Genomic DNA, 17,755 nt, shown 5'->3' with positions numbered 1-17,755 from the left:
GGTCAGGTGAGAACGATCAGCAGGAGGAAGCCGATGACGACCACCCCGACCCCGACGAGGGCGGCCACGAACAACTTCTCCACGCGATCCGACCGTTGGGATGTTCCGTCCTTCTCCGAGGGGGGCGGCTGAGCCGCCTTCGGCGCGGGCGTGGCCGGCCGCGCCGTCGGCATCGGCGCCACCTTTGGCGACGGTGTGGTGGACGACGCCGATGCGAACGAGGGCGGGAGGGGCACCGTCGGCCTGGTGGGGGCCGGCATAGCGGCGGGCCGCACGGGTTCCTCCGTCCGTGCCGGTGCCGGCACGGACGCGGGGCGGTCGAGGAGGTCCCAGACGACCCGCTGCCACAGCTGCGGGGGCAGGTCGGGGGCCCGGCCGCCCGGGGGCGTGACCAGGATGAGGCGCAGCCACTCCATACCCGTGTCACGGCCGTCCTTGAGGATGATGTTGAACAGCGGTTGGAGATCGGAGGCCCGGAGGGGGTCCCGTACGAGTGGGGCGACGGCCCAGGTGAAGATCTCGGCCGCCCGCTCCCGCATCTCCGGGACGGACGGACCGTCCGCCCCGGACCGGGCGGGCCGGAAGTACAGGTTGTGCCGCAGCACTTCGGTGCAGAGCGCGTGTGCGGTCGCTTCGTCGCGGGACCGCTGTCGCCCCTCGTCGGCCAGTTCGGCCAGGACGAGATCGCGGGAGGCCCACGGCAGCCCGTCGGCGGACAGGAGGGTCAGCAGCGCGGTGTCCAGGTGGCCCTGGAGCCGGGCGGCCAGCCGCGCGGACCGGGCGGTGTCGACGCGCTGGAGGACCAGCAATTCCTGGTGCAGGCGCTGAAGTTCCAGCTCGTGACGCGCCGCCCGGTCCTGGCGTGCGTACCGGTCTTCCTGCGGTTCCTGGCGTGCGTGCCGGTCCTCCTGCGGTTCCTGGCGTGCGTGCCGGTCTTCCTGCGGTTCCTGGCGTGCGTGCCGGTCTTCCTGCGGTTCCTGGCGTGCGTGCCGGTCCTTCTCCCGGGGTTCGATCGCGTACAGGTCTTCGCGCCGGGGTTCGATCGCGTACCGGTCCTCCTGCCGGCTCCCGCGCCCGAACCGGCCCTCCTCCCGTACGCGGCGGTGGCGGCCCTCCTCCTCCGGTGCCGGTGCCGGTGCCGGTGCGGGGGACGGGGCGTGCCGGGCGTCCAGCATGCGGCGCAGGGCGTCGCGCCGTTCCCTCCGGGGCAGGTGGGCCCCGGAGAGGAGTTCACCGGTCAGATGGGGCACCCCCGGGGGTGCGTCGGGGCGGTCGAGCACGTACTCGACCATCTCCTTCGCCGCTGCCATCTCGACGTCCCTCTCGGCGGGCAGCCGCAGCCGGATGCGGGCCAGCGACCGGGCCCCCGTCGCCTGGGACGACCACTCGGGCACGCAGGTCAGGCGCAACGAGTGGGTGTCCACGGTGTCGTACGTGGCGTAGCTCCACTCCGTGCCGAACCAGTCGCCGAACACCGACAGCAGCCCCAGGTACAGCAGGGAGGCCTTGTTCTGGCGCGGCCAACCGGGCAGTTCGTGTTCCCTGGCGAGGAGGGAGAGCCGACGGGAGGGGTCGCGCAGCCACTCGGCGGTCACCACCATCAACGGCTTCTTCACCGTGGGGAGTTTTTCGAGCATGTCGGGCAGCCGCTCGGCCGCCGTGGCCCGCAGCCGGGCACCGTCCAGCGTCGGCAGGCCCCCGGCGGCGGTCTCCGCGACGGCGCTGTCGCTCCAGGCGGTGCCGCCCAGAGCGAGGCAGCGCAGCGGCGTCAGGGCGTCCGCGTCGCCGAACACCGCGTGGCAGGCCGTGCTGGGCCGGCCGCCCCGGTCCAGGGTGGGCCACCGCTGGAGGAGCACGGTCCCGACGGCCCGGGAGGAGACCCGGACGCTGCTCTGGCGGGACGCCGGGGCGGGGCCGGGCACCCAGAGCAGCGGGCCCAGCTCGCGGCGGAGGGACTCCGCGCGTTCGGCGGAGCAGGAGTGGGCCACCGCCGCCATCCCCGCACTGGAGCGGCCCTGGTTCCCGTCCCAGCGGAAGACCACCTGGTCGAGCCGGCCGCCCGGGCCGCTCTCCTCGCGCCGATCGAGAGCGTCGTTCACTGGGTTTCCCTTCCCACGCCGAATGATGCGGCGCCCCCGGGCGCCTCGATGATCCCGTGCATCGCCAGCAGCGACACCAGGGGTTCCAGCACCCGGCGCGGTCCCGCGCCCGCCGGGTAGCGGCCCTGGCTCTCCTGGCCCCCGGTCGCGGACGCGATGTGCAGGGTGCAGCGGCGGAACGCGTCGAAGGGACGCAGCCAGGCCTGCCCGGCGTGCTGCCGCAGCAGCGCGTAGACGTCCCCGCTCTCCTCCCGGAACTGGTCCGGGCCGATCGCGGCGGGCGGCGGCTCGCCCAGCCAGCGGTCCACCGGCGGCTGGAACCGGAGCAGGTCGGACTTGCCGAGCACCATCGCCGCCGGGGTCTCCAGATAGGGACCCCGGCGCGGCAGCCGGTCCAGGACCGTGCCGAACGCCGCGTCGCCGTCCCGGTCCACCTCGGTGCCCCAGCGCTCGCGTACGCCGTCGAGCTGCGGCAGCGGCAGCGCGAGCGCCGGGTCGACGACGAAGACCAGGGCGTCGATGCCGAGCAGGAAGCGCAGCGCCCCGTCGGTGCGGACGAGGTCCTCGCCGCCGAGGTCGAAGAAGGCGACCGGGCGCACCCGTCCGCGCGCGTCGGTGAGCAGCAGCGACTCGACGAACCGGGCGAAGCCGTCCAGGCCGACCCCGCTCGTGTGGTCGAGCACCTTGCCGCTGCGCAGCGGCTGCACCCGCTCACGGACGAAGCGGGCGTGCTGTTCCGGGTTGACGGACTGCCAGCCCACCCCGTACCGCTCCAGGCCGCCGTCGGTGATCTCGGCGATCATCTGGGTCAGCAGATGGCTCTTCCCGGTGCTGGACTGGCCGATCATGGCGACCGTCAGCGGGCGGCCGTGGGTGAGGTAGGGCACCGGGATGTGGTGCTCCGGGAAGTCCGGGTCGGCCGTGCACTGCTGGACCGCGCCCCGCATCACGTCCTCGCGCCGCACCGGGTTGCCGATACGGGAGAGGTCCAGGGGCCGGTACTGCATCTGGTCGTCCGTCACGAACAGGTTGCCGAGGTCGAGCTGGATGCCTTCCAGGCAGTAGGGGCAGAGCACCTCCCCGGGGGGCCGGTCCTCGGGTGGGCCGTCCGCCGGGTCCTCCGGGGGAGCGGGTGTCCGCCGCTTGGCGTCCAGCGCCCGGTCGAACGCCTCCTGGTGCGGGCGGGAGCCGTCCGTCGGGGTCGAGGACCCCAGCCGCCGCGCCTCCTCGGGGGCCAGCAGCTCCAACAGGGCCCCGGGCGTGGGGCGTCCGGCCGCCGTGGGGGCGAAGGCGCGGGGCAGCGTCCCGGCGAGCACCCGATGCCGGTCGAGGTCGGCGGGGGCGCGGTCGGCCGGGCCGGGCCGGCCGGTCACGAGCTGGTAGAGCACCTGGGCGGCGCTCCACACCGCGTCCCGGGGGTCGGCGTGGCCCTCGCCCCGGTGCTGTTCGGGCGAGGCGAACGGGGCCCGGCCCCACGGCGTCCGGGGCCGCCCGGCGCGGGTGACGCCCTCAAGGCCCCAGAGCTGCACCGACGTACCGTCCCAGAACACCGTCGCGGGGGAGATCCCGCGCGCCACGAGACCCTGGCCGTCCAGCAGACACAGGGCCAGCGTCAGGTCCCGGGCGAACACCCGCTGGTCGGACGCGGACATCACATGGGTGCGTCCGACGGGCGCGCCGCGCGGGGCGGCGTACAGCAGGAACGGCTCGGCGGTGTCCAGTTCGTAGCCGATGACGGTGGGGAACAGGTGGGCGTACGGGGTGTTCTCCAGGGTCCGGTCGAGGCGCAGGGCGGTGCCCGCCTCGGTGTCCAGCAGGGTGCGGGCCGCCGGGTTGGCGGCGTCGGCCGTCGACAGGAACACCTGGACGCACCGCTGTCCCCGGTCGTCGAGCAGCCCGTTGCGGATGCGCTGGGGTAGCGCCGGGTCCCGCCGGGAGGCCGGGCCGAAGCGGGCCGGGGCGGTGCGTCGCCGCCCGGTGGGGTCGGTGAGGACCAGGTGGGGGCGCGGGGCCCCCGGCGCCCCCGGCCGGCCCGGCGGGGTGGTGGTCACCACCGGTCGTCCTCCCTGAACTCGTCGTGGTCGGATGGCTCGTCGTGGTCGGTGGGCTCGGCGTGGTCGGCGTCGGTCCGGGCGCTGCCGCCGGTGCTCTGCCGGGGCAGGACCGTGTCGACGACGCCCATCCGCAGCGGGGTGAGCCGGATCAGCCCCGCGTACCGCCCGGAGGAGGTCCACAAAGCCTCCTCGGCCGGCGGCGAACCGCTCTTCCGCCAGGCGGCCTCGATCTCGCCCTGGAGGGTGGCCGGGGCGAACCGGATCCACAGGGCGGCCTCCGGGTCGCGGCTGAGGAGGGCCCCCTGTTCGGGCGAGGACAGCTGGACGACGGCTCCCCGGTCCGTCTCCCGGCCCATCAGCTCGGCGACCCGCAGCGAATCGGTGCCCAGCAGCCCGGCGGCCGTGGTGCGGGCGCGGTGGTCGGCCGGGTACGGCGGCGGGGCCAGCACCCCGTAGCGCCACAGGTGGTGGCGGGCGGCGGACAGCAGTTCACGGACCCGCTCCTCGGTCCGCGCGAGCGCGAGCGCCCCGGCCTGGCCGCGTTCGACGGCGCCCCAGTAGGGGGCCATGGCGGCCATCGCGGTGTTGCGGAGGTCCCCGGTGAGGGTGGCGACCAGCTCCGGTCCGCCCTCACCGATCTCCCGGTCCAGCCAGCGCGGTGCGCGGTCGCCCTCGCCGCTCCCCCATGGGGCGTCGTCAGGACCCGCCGGGTACGCGGCCGGGGAAGGTGTGCCGTACGGTCCGGGGTCCCCGCCGTCCCGGTCGCCGTAAGGGGTGCCGTACGGGTCGCCGGCCCGGTCGGCCTCCGGATCGCCGTGCCGGTCCGGGGTGTTGTCCCAGGCGTAGGCGGCGGCCCAGTCGCCGTCGTCCGCGCCCCCGTCGGCGGCGTCGGGCTCCGGGCTCTCCAGCGCGGAGGGCTCGTCGAGCCAGCCCTCGGCCCCGTACGGACCGGTACCGTCCGCCCCGGCCGGGGCGAGGGGCTCCGGTGCGGCCTGGGCGTCGGCGGCGGCGGCGGTCGCCCGCAGCATCCCGGCGACCGAACGCGCGGCGTCCGCGCAGTACAGGCGCTCCTCCGCCGCCCAGTGCTCGCGCACCAGCTCCGCCAGCAGGGTGTCGAGCCCGTCCAGCGCGGTGCGCAGCGCCGTCGTGCCGCGCCCGGCCGCCCAGGAGTCGGCGGCGTCCCGCCAGAGCCTGCGGACCGCCTCGGCGGTGAGACCGAGACCGACCAGCAGCCCGGTCCCGCCGAGCCAGAGCGGCGGGTCGGCGGCGTACGCGACCGCCGCCCCGGCCACCGCGCCGGCGACGGCGGCGATCCGGGGGCCCATCGGCCACCGGGCGGCGCGCCGGCCCGTGCGCAGCCGGTTCGCGCCCAGCAGCGCGACGACGACGAACAGCACCGGCACCAGCAGCGCCGCCAGGACGGCGGGCCACTGCCACAGGCCGCCCAGCAGCCCCGCCGCGCCCGCCATGAGCAGCACCGCGCCCGGGGTGCGGGGCGGCGCGGCGTACTCGGTGGCGGAGCCGCGGGTCACCGACTCCTCGGAGTGGTCGGCTAGCCGGTGCAGCAGGGCGGTGCCCGGCACCGGCTCGACCCGCCCGGCCAGCGCGGTGAAGTGCTGGGCCACCGAACGCAGCGCGAGCCCGTCGCCCAGCAGCCTGCCCGCCAGCTCGCGGAGCCCCTCGCCGACGCGTTCCCCCGCACTGTCGGCCGGCGGCACCCGCAGTCCGAGCGCGCCGAGCCGGGCGGCGGCCTCCGCGGTGGGCGCCGCCGCTCCGCCGCCGCCCTGGAGGGCCCGTTCCACCAGGGCGCGGAACCCGTCCAGGTCCTCGCGGGCCTGGTGCAGATCCGCCTCCAGGGCATTGCGCCGGGCCGGGTGCAGCAGGCCGGGGAAGGACCGCAGTGCGACGAGGTCCTCGTCCGCGCGGTCCAGGGACTCCGCGCACGTGCGGTGCGCGAGGTTCGCCCGGCCGTCCGGCCGCCGGTGCCCGTGGCCCCGGCCGTCCCGCCCCGTCACGAGCGCGCGCAGCGGTTCGGGCAGCTGGGAGTCCGGGACGATGTCGACCGGGTCGCCCGCCCCGCTGTCCTCACCCGCGAACCGGGTCAGCGCGTCCCGCCAGGCCCGGTCCCTGACCTCCGTCGGGAGGTCCTGCTCCAGCAGCCGTACCCCGGGGGCGGCGACGGAGTCGGGCAGCTTCCGCAGCCCCTCCAGGACCCGGACGAAGACGTCCGGGACCGACAGGAGGTCCACCAGGACGGCCAGCGCCGCGGGGTCGTCCGGCTCCACCCGGTCCAGGGCGGTACGGGCGGAACGCAGATCACCGGCCCACACCAGGCCGGTCGTGGCGGCCCGCAGGGTCGTGGGCCGCACCAGCCGGCGGTCGGGGAGGTACGCCTCCTCCCCGCCGGCGTACGAACCGGGGGAGCTGCCCACCAGCAGCACCAGGATCCGGGTCTCGCCCACCGCCCGGTAGCCGGAGAGCAGTTCGTACTGGAGCTGGTGGTCGGTCAGTCCGGCCGGGGTGTCCGTGACCAGGAACAACGGGTAGTCCGGTTCTGGCAGTCCGGCCCGGCCCAGCTGCTCGGCCACCCGGTCGCGTACGGCCTGCGAGGTCGCCAGGGCCGCTGCCCCGGCGCGCAAGTCGAGACGGACCACGGCGGTGGTGTCCTCGGGAGTGGTCACTGCGGGCCCCCGTTCCGGCGCCCGGCGTCGCCCTCGTCGTCCGTGCCCCAGCCGTCGGCGTCCCAGCCGCCCGCGGCCGGCCGGCGGGCCGGCGGGCTGTCCTGTTCGCCGAACCCGTCGGCGGCGCCGTCATCTCTGCCGTCGATGCCGCCCCTGGCACCGTCACGCCTGGCACCGTCACGCCCGACACCGACGTCCCTGCCACCGATGTCCCTGGCACCGAGGTCCCGCGGGCCGGCGGGCTCGCCCCCGCCGAACCGGTCGTCGTCGGACCGGGAGCCGGTGTACCGGTCGTCGGCGGGCCGGGAATCGGGGTACCGGTCGTCGCCCGGCCGGGAGCCGGTGTACCGGTCGTCGTCGTCGAACCGGGCGTCGCCGGGGGAGTCGGTGAACCGGGCGTCGCCCGCCCGCGACTCCGGGGACGAGTCGGTGAACCGCTCGTCGCGGGGCCGCTCGTCCGCGAACCGCTCCTCCCGGCGTCCTTCGCCCCGGCTCGGCCGGTCCTCGCGCGAGGCGTCCGGCCCGTACCGCTCCGGCCCGTACCGCTCCTCCCCGTACCGGGCGCCTGGGTGCCGGGTGTCCGTGGGCCGGGCGTCCGTGTGCCGGTCCGCGCCGGCGTACCGCTCCTCCGCGTCGTACGGGGCCGAGAGGGGAGCCGAGCGCGGACCGGGCAGGGCGTCGTCGCCCGGCCGTTCGTCGGTGCTCGGGGCCGAGGTGCCCCAGTCCTCGTCGTCCACCACGACGCGCCGGCGCTCCGGCGCGGGCCGGGCGGGGGGCGTCTTCGGGACGCCGCCGCGCGCGTACTCCAGCAGCGTGCGCAACGTGGGCTGGATCGCCTTCTTGTCGCCGAACTCCATGTCCAGGGCCGCGGGCAGGGTCTCCGCCCAGAACTCCCACAACGGCCGGATCCAGCCGTCCACGCGCCGGCCGCCGAGTTCCCGGCGCTCCTCCAGGAGCTCCAGCTGGCGCGGGGCGATGCGCTCGACGAGCTCGACGAACATCGGGTGCGGTTCGGTGCCCGCCCGCCCGACCCCGAGGGGCTGGGCGCTCATCAGCTTGCTGCAGTAGTCCTCCACGGTCCGCTCGTCGTCCAGCACCGTCCAGCGTTCGTAGGAGCGCAGCAGCTCCGACCAGCTGGAGATGGAGCCGGGGAAGTCCCCGAGCCGCAGCCGTACGCCCGGGACGCTCGCCCCCTTCTCCGGGAACAGCCGCAGCCGCACCCGGGAGGGCGAGGCGGTGTCGCCGTCCAGGACGTCGACCTGGCCGTTCCACATGCAGCACAGCAGGCGGTGCAGGATCGTGCGCCGGTCCTCCTCGCTGCTGACCATCCAGTCGTCCTCGAACCCGAGGCGCTGCCGCCAGCGCAGCACGTCGTGGGCCTGCTCGTCGTCCTTGGCCCTGGCCCACTGGCGCAGCACCTTGCGGGCCTCGGGCACCTGGGTGAGGCTCATCTCGCTGCGGAAGAGGACCACGGTGATCGAGTCGCTCTCCACGCCCCGGTACTCGACGGAGTTCTTCGCGTCGGACGGCAGCCGCAGCGCCTTGGAGAGGTACTCCTGCACCTCCTCCGCCGCCTGGACCCGCGGGTGGGTGACCAGGACCCGCAGCGGCCCGGTGCCCTCCGGGGTGAAACCGACCGGCAGCAGACCGGTGAGCTTGCGGCTGAACAGGTCGAGCGCTTCCTTGCTGACCTGGTCGGTGGCGTCCGCGTCACCGGCGGCGGCCGCCAGCAGGGTGCTCATCGAGGGCAGCAGGGGCCGCTCCTCCAACTGCGCGCCGCTCTCGGCGAAGAGCCGGGTGATCCGCCCCTCCAGCCGCGCCTTGACGGCCCCGACCGCCCCGTCTGGGTCGCGGTGGCTCCGGGCGTGCACCTCCCGCCAGGTGTCCCCGTCAATGAGCCGCAGCAGCAGCGACGCCTCGTCGTCGCTCTCGCGGAGGCCCTCGCCGCGGACGAGCCGGGCCACGACGTCCTCGTAGAAGTGGTTGAGGCTGCGCTGCGGCGGCAGGAGGTAGGAGATGCCAGTGCGCTCCGCGTACAGCTCCAGGCCCTTCTGCTGCGAGGACTTGGGCTCCTGGTCGGCGTGTTTGCGGAAGGCGTTCACCAGCCGCGCCAGGTCGGTGCCCGCCGTGTCCGCCTGCGACTGCCAGCGCTGCTGCTGCTCCCGCCAGGCCTCGTGCCACACGGCCCGGCTGCGCCAGCGGTACCAGCTGTCCTGGGCCTGGAGGACGACCCGTACCTCGTCGTCGCCCCACCGGGCCGGGGACAGCCCGGCCATGCTGCCCTTGATCCGGGGGGTCTTCGGCGGCTGGTCGGTGACGCCCGGGGGCCGCTTCGGGGAGCGGGAGCGGGCGGTGAGCATGCCGAGGAACCCGAGCCGGGTGATCTCGTCCTCGCTGTCCGGGACCCCCCGGACGAGACGTTCGGCGAGGAACGGGTCGACGCTCTGGAGGAGTTTCTCGATCGCCGGGCGCGGGCTGAACCGGGCGGCCATCGCGGCGGCCTGCCGGTCGGCGACGGACTGGAGCTCGGACAGCTGGCGCTGCATGTCCCCGATCCGGTTGTTGAGCGCCTCCTCGATCGCCTTGCCGCCGCGCGGCAGCGGCTGCGGGTCCTCGACGGCCAACTGCTTGCGCTCCCACAGCTCTTCGAGCTGCGAGTCCGCGAACAGCTGCCGGACCAGCGGCACGGTGTCGTCCTTCACCGGGTTGCGCGGCCGCTCCACCAGTTCGGTGACCGCGACCCGCAGCAGCCGCCCGGCCACCAGGTCGGCCAGCTGCTCCATGGGGGCGGTCATCGAGGCGACCAGGCTGGTGGACACCCCCTGGCGGCCGATGCCGGTGGGGGACAGGGCGCTGCGGTGCACGCCCCGGTTGATGAAGCTCGCGGCGAAGGTCTGGAAGTCGTCGTCGCCGGCCATCGACCGGCCCTGGGCCCGGCTGTCGCCCAGTTCGGTGCCGATCAGCGACATCACCAGCGAGACGATGGAGCGGCGCAGGTCGTCCTGGCGGATGCCCGCGGTCGGGCTGAAGAGGAACGCGGTCGGCAGGATCCCGGTGCGCAGCCGGACCGGGGTGATGCCCGGGTAGCGGATGCCGAGGCCGGTCTCCTGGTCGAGTTCGCCGATCTCCGCCCCGGCGGTCGGCGCGTTCTGCCCGTCGACCAGCCGGAACAGGTCGACCAGCGCGCGGGCGGCGTTGAGGTCGGCCTCGCGCCCGCCGCCGGTGGAGGCGGAGAACGAGGACGGCATGACGACCAGCGGGTAGATCTTCACGCCGTTGAAGTTGCGGATCTTGAACGCCTGGTTGATCAGGTGAAGATAGTCCAGGAAGATCCCGGCCCCGGTGCCGCCGGCGACGGAGAACGCGACGAACACGTCGCAGCCGGCGACCCGGCCGCCGCCCAGTTCGCTCAGCTCGCCCGCGGCCCTGGCGATGGCGTCGATGGCCTGGAGGAGGGGTTCCAGGACCGGCTGGAGGGAGTGCCGCAGCGTGGCGAAGAGCGCGGCGCGGCCCACCGTGGGGAGCTGGCCCGCGCCGTTGTGCAGCGGGGTGACGCGCGGTTCGCCGTCACGCGGGGGCAGCCAGCCCGCGACCTCCTCGCGCAGGCTGGCCCGCAGCATCTGCGTCACCTCCGGCGAACTGTCGAAGTTCGGCAGGAGGTTGTGGGTGGCCCGCGAGGTGCGGGCGTACGCCGCGCGCAGCGAGGAGTCCACATTGAACTGGGGCAGCCGCTGGAGGTCGGACTCGCTGAAGTCCGCGTACACGAACTGCAGGCAGTCGGGCAGTTGGTAGGGGGCGAGGCCGCCGATGTGCTGGAGGGCGGTGCCGTCGGGTCCGCACAGGTCCACGCGCAGCTTGCGCTCCAGCTCGGCGCCGACGAGGCCGCCGGTGCCGCCCAGGCCGACGAAGAGCATCGGCTGGAAGATCTTCATGGGTTCCTCCCGCTTCCGGCCGCGGTGGGGCCGGTTCGTCCATGGGCGTCACCGCACGGCCGCGAGTCTCGCGGCCGTGCGGTGACGCCGGGTCCTGCGGCGCCGCCCGCCGGGTGGCGGGCGGCGCGCGCCTCACAGGTAGTCGTCGCTCCCACCGGTCGTGGGCACCGGGTCGGGCCGCCCGGGGACGGTGGTGCGTACGGAGTCCTCGCCGAGGGCGAGGCTCAGCCGGTCGGTGAGATCGACCCGCCCGGTCGCCGTGAGCCGCTCCCGGCCGCGGCCGTTCTTGCGCAGCACCGCGCCGCCCTCGGGGCTGCGCTGCACGGCGTACCGGCCGTTGGTGCGCCGTTCGATGCGCGGGTTGCTGTGCGCCTCGGCGATGTCGAACGCGTACCACTGCTTCTGGCCGTGTCCGGCGGTGTGGACGCCGAGCACGTCGCCGTCCTCGGAGAGCAGGTGGAGCGTCAGCCCGTGCGGGTCGCGGCGGCCCCGGCGCTGCCGGAGCCAGGCCAGCGCCGCCAGGACGCCGACGACGACCAGCGCGACGGCGCCGACCAGCACCCACCAGTACCGGTCCAGCAGGCTGGGTTCGGGGGTGACCTGGACGGACAGCGGGGTGCGCACCAGGGTGCGGTCGCCGTCGGTGGCGTCCTGGACGGTGACGGTGCCGCCGATGCCGAGGGGGCCGTCGTCGAGCCGCCCGTCGAAGGACTTCTCCGGCCCGATCCCGAGCCTGATCTCGTGGGTGGAGGACGCGCCGGGCTTCACCACGATCTCGGCGGGGCTCACGGTGAGGAGCCCGGCCCGGACGTCCGCGAGGGACAGCTTCAGGGTGTGCGGGGCGTCCGTGGTGTTGGTGACGGAGAGGTTCGCGGTGACCGTGTCCCCGGGGTGGCCGTCGCCGCGGACCGGGGCGAGCGCCGTGGTGACGGGCAGGGCCCCGGGGGCGACCTGGCCGCCCTCGCTGCGGGTGTCGGCGCTGAGCCCGGATGCGGTGAGGGTGCCGCTGACCTTCAGGGCGCCGTCGGCGCTCTTCGGGACGGTGACCGTACCGCTGAAGGAGCCGTCGCTCCCGGTGGGATCGGGCCCCTTGCCGTCGTCGGCGAGCCGCAGCGGGAGCGGGGCGAAGCCGTCGCCGGTGAGCTGACTGCTGACCTTCAGGCCGGCGTAGTCGGCCGGGTCCTTGATCTCGTAGCCCTCGCGGGTCTGGAGCCGCATGGTGACGGTCGCCTTCTCCCCGGCCTGCGGGGAGGGCGGGTCCATCGTGATGGAGCCGCGCAGCTCCCCCTGCCACAGGACGCTGACGCCGACGGGCAGCGAGCGGTGGCCCTCGGGGGCCTTCACGTCGACCTTCCACCGGCCGGGCACCGGGTCGACGATCTTCAGCGCCTCCACGGTGCCGCCGCCGCCCGCGAGTTCGAAGGTGGAGTCCTTGAACTTCCCGGCGGTGGGCACCTTGTTGCCGAGCGGGTCGGTGTAGGTGACGGTCACCTCGGGGGAACCCTTGTCCACGACGATGCTGCCCACGGTCGCCAGCGGCGAGATGGTGATGGGCAGGGTGGCGGGCGGGCGTTTGCTCGGACCCGACGCGTAGCGCAGGCAGTGCGCGGCGGCGAAGATCTTCTCCAGCGCCCGCCCGACGTCCTTGGCCCCGGAGACCTTGCGGGCGGTGGGGCGGGCGGACGGCAGGTCGACGCAGCCCTTCTGGAAGCCGCCGGCGGCGATCTTGTCGAGCTGCTCCTTGTCCGGGTCGGAACCGAAGCCGAGCGGCCAGATCTGTACGTTCTTGGCGGCGGCGTTCTTCAGCTCCAGCTCCAGCTGCCGCTTCCCCTCGGCCTCGCGGTGCGCCGGGTCGCCGTACTGCGGGCTGCCGGTGACGTCCATCTCCCCGTCGGTGAGCAGGAACAGCACCCGGGGGGCCGACGGGTCGGTGCCCGAGCTCAGTTCGTGCACGCCCTGGCGGATCGCGCTCGGGAAGTCCGTCCCGGTGCCCTCGCTCTTCTTGCGGCCGCGCAGCTTCTCCACGCAGCCCCCGACCGACTCCCGTCCCGCCGCGTCCAGTCGGGTACGGGGGCACACGGGGTCCACCGCCCGCTGGTCGGCGGACTCGGCGGCGGCGAAGCCGAACACGCTGATGTGGGAGGTCGCCGAGACGTCGCCGAGCGCGATCCGGGCGGCAGCCGCCTTCTCCGCCTTGATGTCCGCGGGCGCGAGGCTCGCGGACTGGTCGACGGCCACCGCGTAGTTGACGGAGGCGAAGGCGGGCGCGGCGGCCGCGGCGGGCTCCGGATCGGCGGCGGCCGGTGCCGTCAGGGAGGTGAGCAGGGCCGCACCGGCCAGGACGGCCAGCGCCGCCCGCCCGGCCCGGCCGGTGCCGGCCGGGCCTCTTCTTCGGTCATTTCGCACGACCGTCCCCTTTTACTGTCGTTGCCGTGTCTGCGTGGTGTCTGCGTGTCTGCGTGCTGTGTCTGTGCGGCGTGTCGGCGGGGCGGTCAGCGTCCGGCCAGGCTCCAGGCGAGAGCCAGCGCGGCCGCCGGGGCGAGCGTGGCGACCGCCCAGCGGATCGCCCGGTACTTGGCGGACAGGATGGCGCTGACGTCCACGGCCTGGACGAGCAGCCAGCCGACCGGGTCGCGGCCGGCCTCGTTGACGCGGGCGGTCAGCACGTCGTAGTCGAACGGGGCCAGCAGGTCCCCGAAGTAGGTCACCCCCTCCTGGTCGCGGACCGTGCCCGTACGCGGCAGGAGCGCGCGGACCAGGGCGGCCACCGCGACCACCCACAGCGCGCCCGCGACCACCAGCGCGAGGTCGCCGGGGCCTCGCCAGTCGGGCGAGCCGTGCCGCCCGATGAGGAAGGCGGGCAGGGCGAGCGCCCCCGAGAGCAGCACGGCCGCCTTCGAGTCGGCCCTGCCGAGGTCCTCCCGGACGGTGACCAGAAGCCTCTCCGCGATGCGTTCCCCCGCCCTGTCCGGCCCGTGCTGACCCCCGTCCGGCACCGGCGCGGTCGGGGCGGGGGAAGTCCGTGTGGTTCCGTCGGCGCTCATCCGTCGCCCTCCACCCAGCCCCAGCCGTCGTCGCGGTTGCGGTCGCGCGGCGCGGGCGCTTCCGGTTCGGCGTCCCGGACGGGCGGGCGGGGCTGCCGCACGGGAGGCTCGTCCGCCACCCAGTCGGGGATGAACGGCTCCTCGCGGGCGGGCGTCAGCTCCCGAGGGGCGCGGCGGGCGGGCCGGGTGCCGAGGGGCCCCTGGATGCCGAGATGCTGCCTGCTGAGGTCGTCGAGTACGCGGGTCTCGATCTCGTCGGAGTGGATCTGGCCGTCGGCGATCATGGCGAAGAGCCGGTCGACCCGGTCCCTCTCGTCCTGCCGGCCCTCCTGGCGGATCTTCTCCAGGAAGTTGTTGGCCTCCTTGGGGTCCGCGGCCAGCATGTGGCTGAGCTGCTCCAGCTCACCGCCGCGCAGCATCCTGAGGTAGTTCTGCTGCCGCATCCCCGCCAGCTCGTCGGCGCTCCGCTGGCTGCGGACCTTCTCCTCGTGGCCGATCGTCCGGTCGTCCACCCGCAGCCGTACGTACAGACGCACCCGCAGCCCGAGGTCGGTGCCGAGGTCGTTCCACCGGCCGGAGACGCAGGCGTGGGTGATGGCGTTGTTGGCCTGCTCCGCCTGGTGCACCGGGAACTGTGCGGAGATCTCCCGCAGCCGCTCCAGGGTCGGCGCGGTGAGCCGCTGGGCGATGTCGGTGACCACCTGCACCGCCACCAGGTGGGGGTCCTCGACGGTCCAGTGGATGTCCACCTCCGCCTTGAAGAACGTCGCGCCGCCGGACGCGGGCAGCTCCATCCGCAGGGTGGTGACGAAGGTGCCGGTGGCGATCTCGCAGACGGTGTGCGGCCTGGCCAGCGGCGGCTTGTCGTAGTGCTCGATGCCGGAGACACCGGCCACGCTGTAGCCCCGCCGGTAGAACAGCACCGACGTGATGCGGGCGCCGCGCTGCCGGAACGCACCCGTCGGCGTGTACTCCCGCAGGAACGGGCCCGTGGGCCGCGAGGGGTCCACCGCCCCGTTCCCCGCCACGCCGTTCTCCTCAGCCATGACTCTCCTCCTCTTCGGACCGCCGCTGCCGCGCGGGCACGGCGAGCCGCCACAGGGCGCGCGCCCGTTCCTCGGCGAGCGGACGGTCCTGATCCCTCATCATTCGGCGCAGCAGCCAGTCCAGCCGCCGCCGGTCCTGCTCCTCGGCGGTCAGGGCGGGCAGCAGCGCGGCCAGCCCCTCCCGCGCCCACTCGCGGCCGTTCTTGCGCCAGGCGGAGCGCAGCAGGGTCTCCAGGGCGTCGAGCGCGACGTCCCGGGACCGCGCGGTGTTGAGCGCCGTCCAGAACAGGTCGGCCAGCTTCCCGGTCAGTTCGGGCCGGGTCGCGGCCAGCGCGAGCAGCAGCGGCCAGTCGCCCCGGTCGCCCAGCGGGGTGCCGGGCTCGTCGTCGAGGACCTCGTCCACATCGGTCAGCGCCAGCCGGACGATGCTCACCAGCGCGAGGTCCTGGTACTCCTCGCCGCGGTGCCCGGTCCAGTCGGCCAGCCGCCGCAGCACGGTGACGCACTCCGGGAGCGTCAGGAGCCGGACCACGTTCAGCGAGGCCACGGCCAGCTGCTCCCCGTCGTCGCGGACCCCGATCCCGGCCAGTGCGTCCAGGGTGTCGTCCATCGAGTCGGCGGACCGGCCGTAGCCCAGCGCCATGGCCGCCGTCCAGCGCAGGGCCGGTGTGCCGTGCCGCGACCAGTTGTCGACCACCTTGCGCACCGCCCGGCGGTGCGAGGCGTGGCCGGCGGCCTGGTCCAGCGCGGTGGCGGCGAATACCCTGCGGCGGGGGGTGGGCGCTTCGGCGAGCGGCCGGATCAGCTCCGCGTACCCGTGCTCGAAGTCCCGTACGGACAGCTCCCCTGCGGCCACCGCGGCGCGCATCGACACCTGGGGCCGGGGGTCGTCGGCGAGCAGCCGCAGCCAGCGGACGACCGGGGCGCGGACGGGGAAGTGCCGGTCCCAGACCTCGGCCAGCACGGCGGCGGGCAGCGCGGTCCCCCGGTAGAAGATCAGCCGTCCCGTCACCTCGGCGCCCGCCACGTCGACGGCCCCGTCGGCCGGCCGGGCGCGCGAGAGCGCCAGGTCGGATTCCGGATCGTCGCAGAACAGGGGGCGGGCGGGGGTGCTGTCCGGATCGCTCTGTACGGACAGTTCCCAGGTCAGCAGGTGGGCGGCGGCGGACACCGCGCTGTGCGACGCGCCACCGAGGACCGCGAGCGCGATCCGGAACGCCACCGGGTGGAACAGGGCGGCGGTTCCGGAGCGCACGGGCGTCCGGCCGTCGCCGGGCGGCGGGGCGGCCAGGGCCCGGTCCACCCCGGCGAACCACTCGTACGCCTGGACGGCCGCGAGACCGCGACAGCCGGACAGCAGCTCCGCACGGCCGACGGAACCCAGGAGGTGCCCGGCCAGCAGCGAGGCGAACAGCTCGGCCTCGGCGGGCCGCAGGTCATCGAGGCCCACCGCCTCGGTGACCTCGGGGTCCTCGCGGAGCTCCGCGGCACGCTCCAACAGCAGGGAGAGCGAACCGTCCCCGTCGGGGCGGCGGCCCGGGTCCGGGCCGGGGCTGCGATCCCGGTCCGGAACCAGGCTGCCATCCCGGTCCCGGTCCCGGTCCCGGTCGGGGCTGCGGTCCCGGTCCGGACTCGGGCTGCGGTCCCGGGTGCCGTCCCGGTCCGGGTCGGCGTGCCCGTTTGTGCCGCTGTCCCCGTCCCGGTCCGGGTCGGCGTGCCCGTTTGTGCCGCTGTCCCCGTCCCGGTCCGGGTCGGCGTGCCCGTTCGGGTCCCCGTCCCGGTCGGGGCTGCGGTCCCGGGTGCCGTCCCGGTCCGGGTCGGCCTGCCCGTCCTCGCCCAGGCCCCCGTTCCGGGCGCCGCCCCCGTCCCGGGCGCCGCCCCCGTCCCGGGCGCCGCCCCCGTCCCGCGCCGGGTCGCCGTGTTCCTCCTCCAGCCGCTGGCGCAGCCGGACGGCGACCAGTTCACGGGTGGGGGCGGGCGGGCAGATCGCCCCGTACCGCCCGGCCAGCAGCGGGTTGGCCGCCGAGCCGACGCTCACCACGACCACCGCGTACGAGCCCTGCTCGGCCAGCGCCGAGGCCAGCTGGTCCAGGTCCATCCCGTCGGGCGGCAGGGTGCCCGGCCGGTCCAGGGACGCCTCCAGCAGATACCCGGTGCCGCGCAGGTGGCCGCCCTCCCCGCCCGCCACCTGCGCGGCCAGCCCGCGAACTCCGCGCTCCGGGTCGGCGCGGCGCACCCGCTCGCTGTTCTGCCCGCCCCCGCCGTCGCGGGTGACCTCCTCCAGGAGCGCCAGCGCGGTGCTGGCCCGGCCGGTGCCGGGGGCCCCGCCGAGCACCAGCACCCGACGGGCTTCCAGCGCCCGGCGCAGCCGTACGTACCCCTCCGGCTCGATGTGGGTCCGGCGAATGCGCAGCAACTCCTCTTCGGGGACCGGCCCGTCGCGCGTCATGAGGCCCGAACGCCGGGCGTCGAGCCCGATGTTGATGTCGCCGATGTGGAGCCGGCCGACGTCGGAGCGGTCGAAGCCGATGAGGTCCCGGCCGCTGGCGAGGAGCTTCTGTCCGGACCGCCGGGCGCGCGTGGCGGCGGCGGCGTCGGTCGGCTCCTCCTCCCCCTGCTCCTCGGCGAGCGGGTCGCGGGTCCGGTCCTTGAAGCGGTCCGCGGCGCGTTCGCGCTCCTTCTCCCGCTCGGCGGCCTCGTCGTCGGCGGATTCGGACGAGCCGGAGGCGTCGGGGGAACCGGGCGCGTCCGCGCCGCCCGGGGCGCCCCCGGCCCGGTCGTCCCCGGCCCGGTCGTCCCCCCGCGCCCCACCGCGCGGCGGGGCCTCGGGGGAGCGGGCGTCCTTCGCCTTCGGGGCGGCGGGCTCGGCGGGGCGCTCGGCCACTGCTTCGTCGGCCAT

8 protein-coding genes are annotated in these 17,755 nt (G+C 75.3%); all 8 read right to left on the bottom strand.

Annotated features, from left to right (window positions below):
• Nucleotides 1-2: 2 nt before the first annotated feature.
• Entirely contained in the window at nt 3-2,099 is a 2,097-nt protein-coding gene (locus tag D581_RS0110425; RefSeq protein ID WP_026290392.1) for a hypothetical protein, read from the bottom strand.
• Nucleotides 2,096-4,153 carry a hypothetical protein gene (locus tag D581_RS0110420; RefSeq protein ID WP_026290391.1) on the bottom strand — a complete coding sequence of 686 codons (2,058 nt, stop codon included), beginning with the start codon at nt 4,151-4,153 and terminating at the stop codon, nt 2,096-2,098. The genes D581_RS0110425 and D581_RS0110420 overlap by 4 nt, the downstream gene beginning before the upstream one ends.
• Complete coding sequence (locus tag D581_RS0110415) at nt 4,147-6,834, bottom strand: hypothetical protein (RefSeq protein ID WP_026290390.1); 2,688 nt, start codon at nt 6,832-6,834, stop codon at nt 4,147-4,149. The genes D581_RS0110420 and D581_RS0110415 overlap by 7 nt, the downstream gene beginning before the upstream one ends.
• Nucleotides 6,831-10,766: a tubulin-like doman-containing protein gene (locus D581_RS0110410; RefSeq protein ID WP_026290389.1), complete on the bottom strand. Its 3,936-nt coding sequence runs from the start codon at nt 10,764-10,766 to the stop codon at nt 6,831-6,833. Before D581_RS0110410 ends, D581_RS0110415 begins: the two co-directional genes overlap by 4 nt.
• Nucleotides 10,767-10,898: 132 nt before the next feature.
• Entirely contained in the window at nt 10,899-13,172 is a 2,274-nt protein-coding gene (locus D581_RS0110405) for a VWA domain-containing protein (protein WP_018957171.1), read from the bottom strand.
• A gap of 86 nt (nt 13,173-13,258) precedes the next feature.
• On the bottom strand, nt 13,259-13,810 hold the full coding sequence (locus D581_RS0110400; RefSeq protein WP_018957170.1) for a Pycsar system effector family protein: 552 nt from the start codon (nt 13,808-13,810) through the stop codon (nt 13,259-13,261).
• Nucleotides 13,807-14,856 carry a hypothetical protein gene (locus D581_RS0110395; protein ID WP_018957169.1) on the bottom strand — a complete coding sequence of 350 codons (1,050 nt, stop codon included), beginning with the start codon at nt 14,854-14,856 and terminating at the stop codon, nt 13,807-13,809. The genes D581_RS0110400 and D581_RS0110395 overlap by 4 nt, the downstream gene beginning before the upstream one ends.
• Nucleotides 14,849-17,755, bottom strand: coding sequence for a hypothetical protein (locus tag D581_RS0110390; protein WP_026290388.1), 2,907 nt, complete (start codon nt 17,753-17,755; stop codon nt 14,849-14,851). The genes D581_RS0110395 and D581_RS0110390 overlap by 8 nt, the downstream gene beginning before the upstream one ends.

Source organism: Streptomyces sp. CNB091, assembly GCF_000377965.1.
The sequence above is the reverse complement of the archived record's forward strand: the minus strand, read 5'-3'. Positions and strand labels throughout refer to the sequence as shown.

Coding starts and splice junctions, on each gene's coding strand:
- D581_RS0110395 (WP_018957169.1), bottom strand. CDS start 14,856: ATGGCTGAGGAGAACGGCGTGGCGGGGAACGGGGCGGTGGACCCCTCG.
- D581_RS0110390 (WP_026290388.1), bottom strand. CDS start 17,755: ATGGCCGACGAAGCAGTGGCCGAGCGCCCCGCCGAGCCCGCCGCCCCG.
- D581_RS0110410 (WP_026290389.1), bottom strand. CDS start 10,766: ATGAAGATCTTCCAGCCGATGCTCTTCGTCGGCCTGGGCGGCACCGGC.
- D581_RS0110400 (WP_018957170.1), bottom strand. CDS start 13,810: ATGAGCGCCGACGGAACCACACGGACTTCCCCCGCCCCGACCGCGCCG.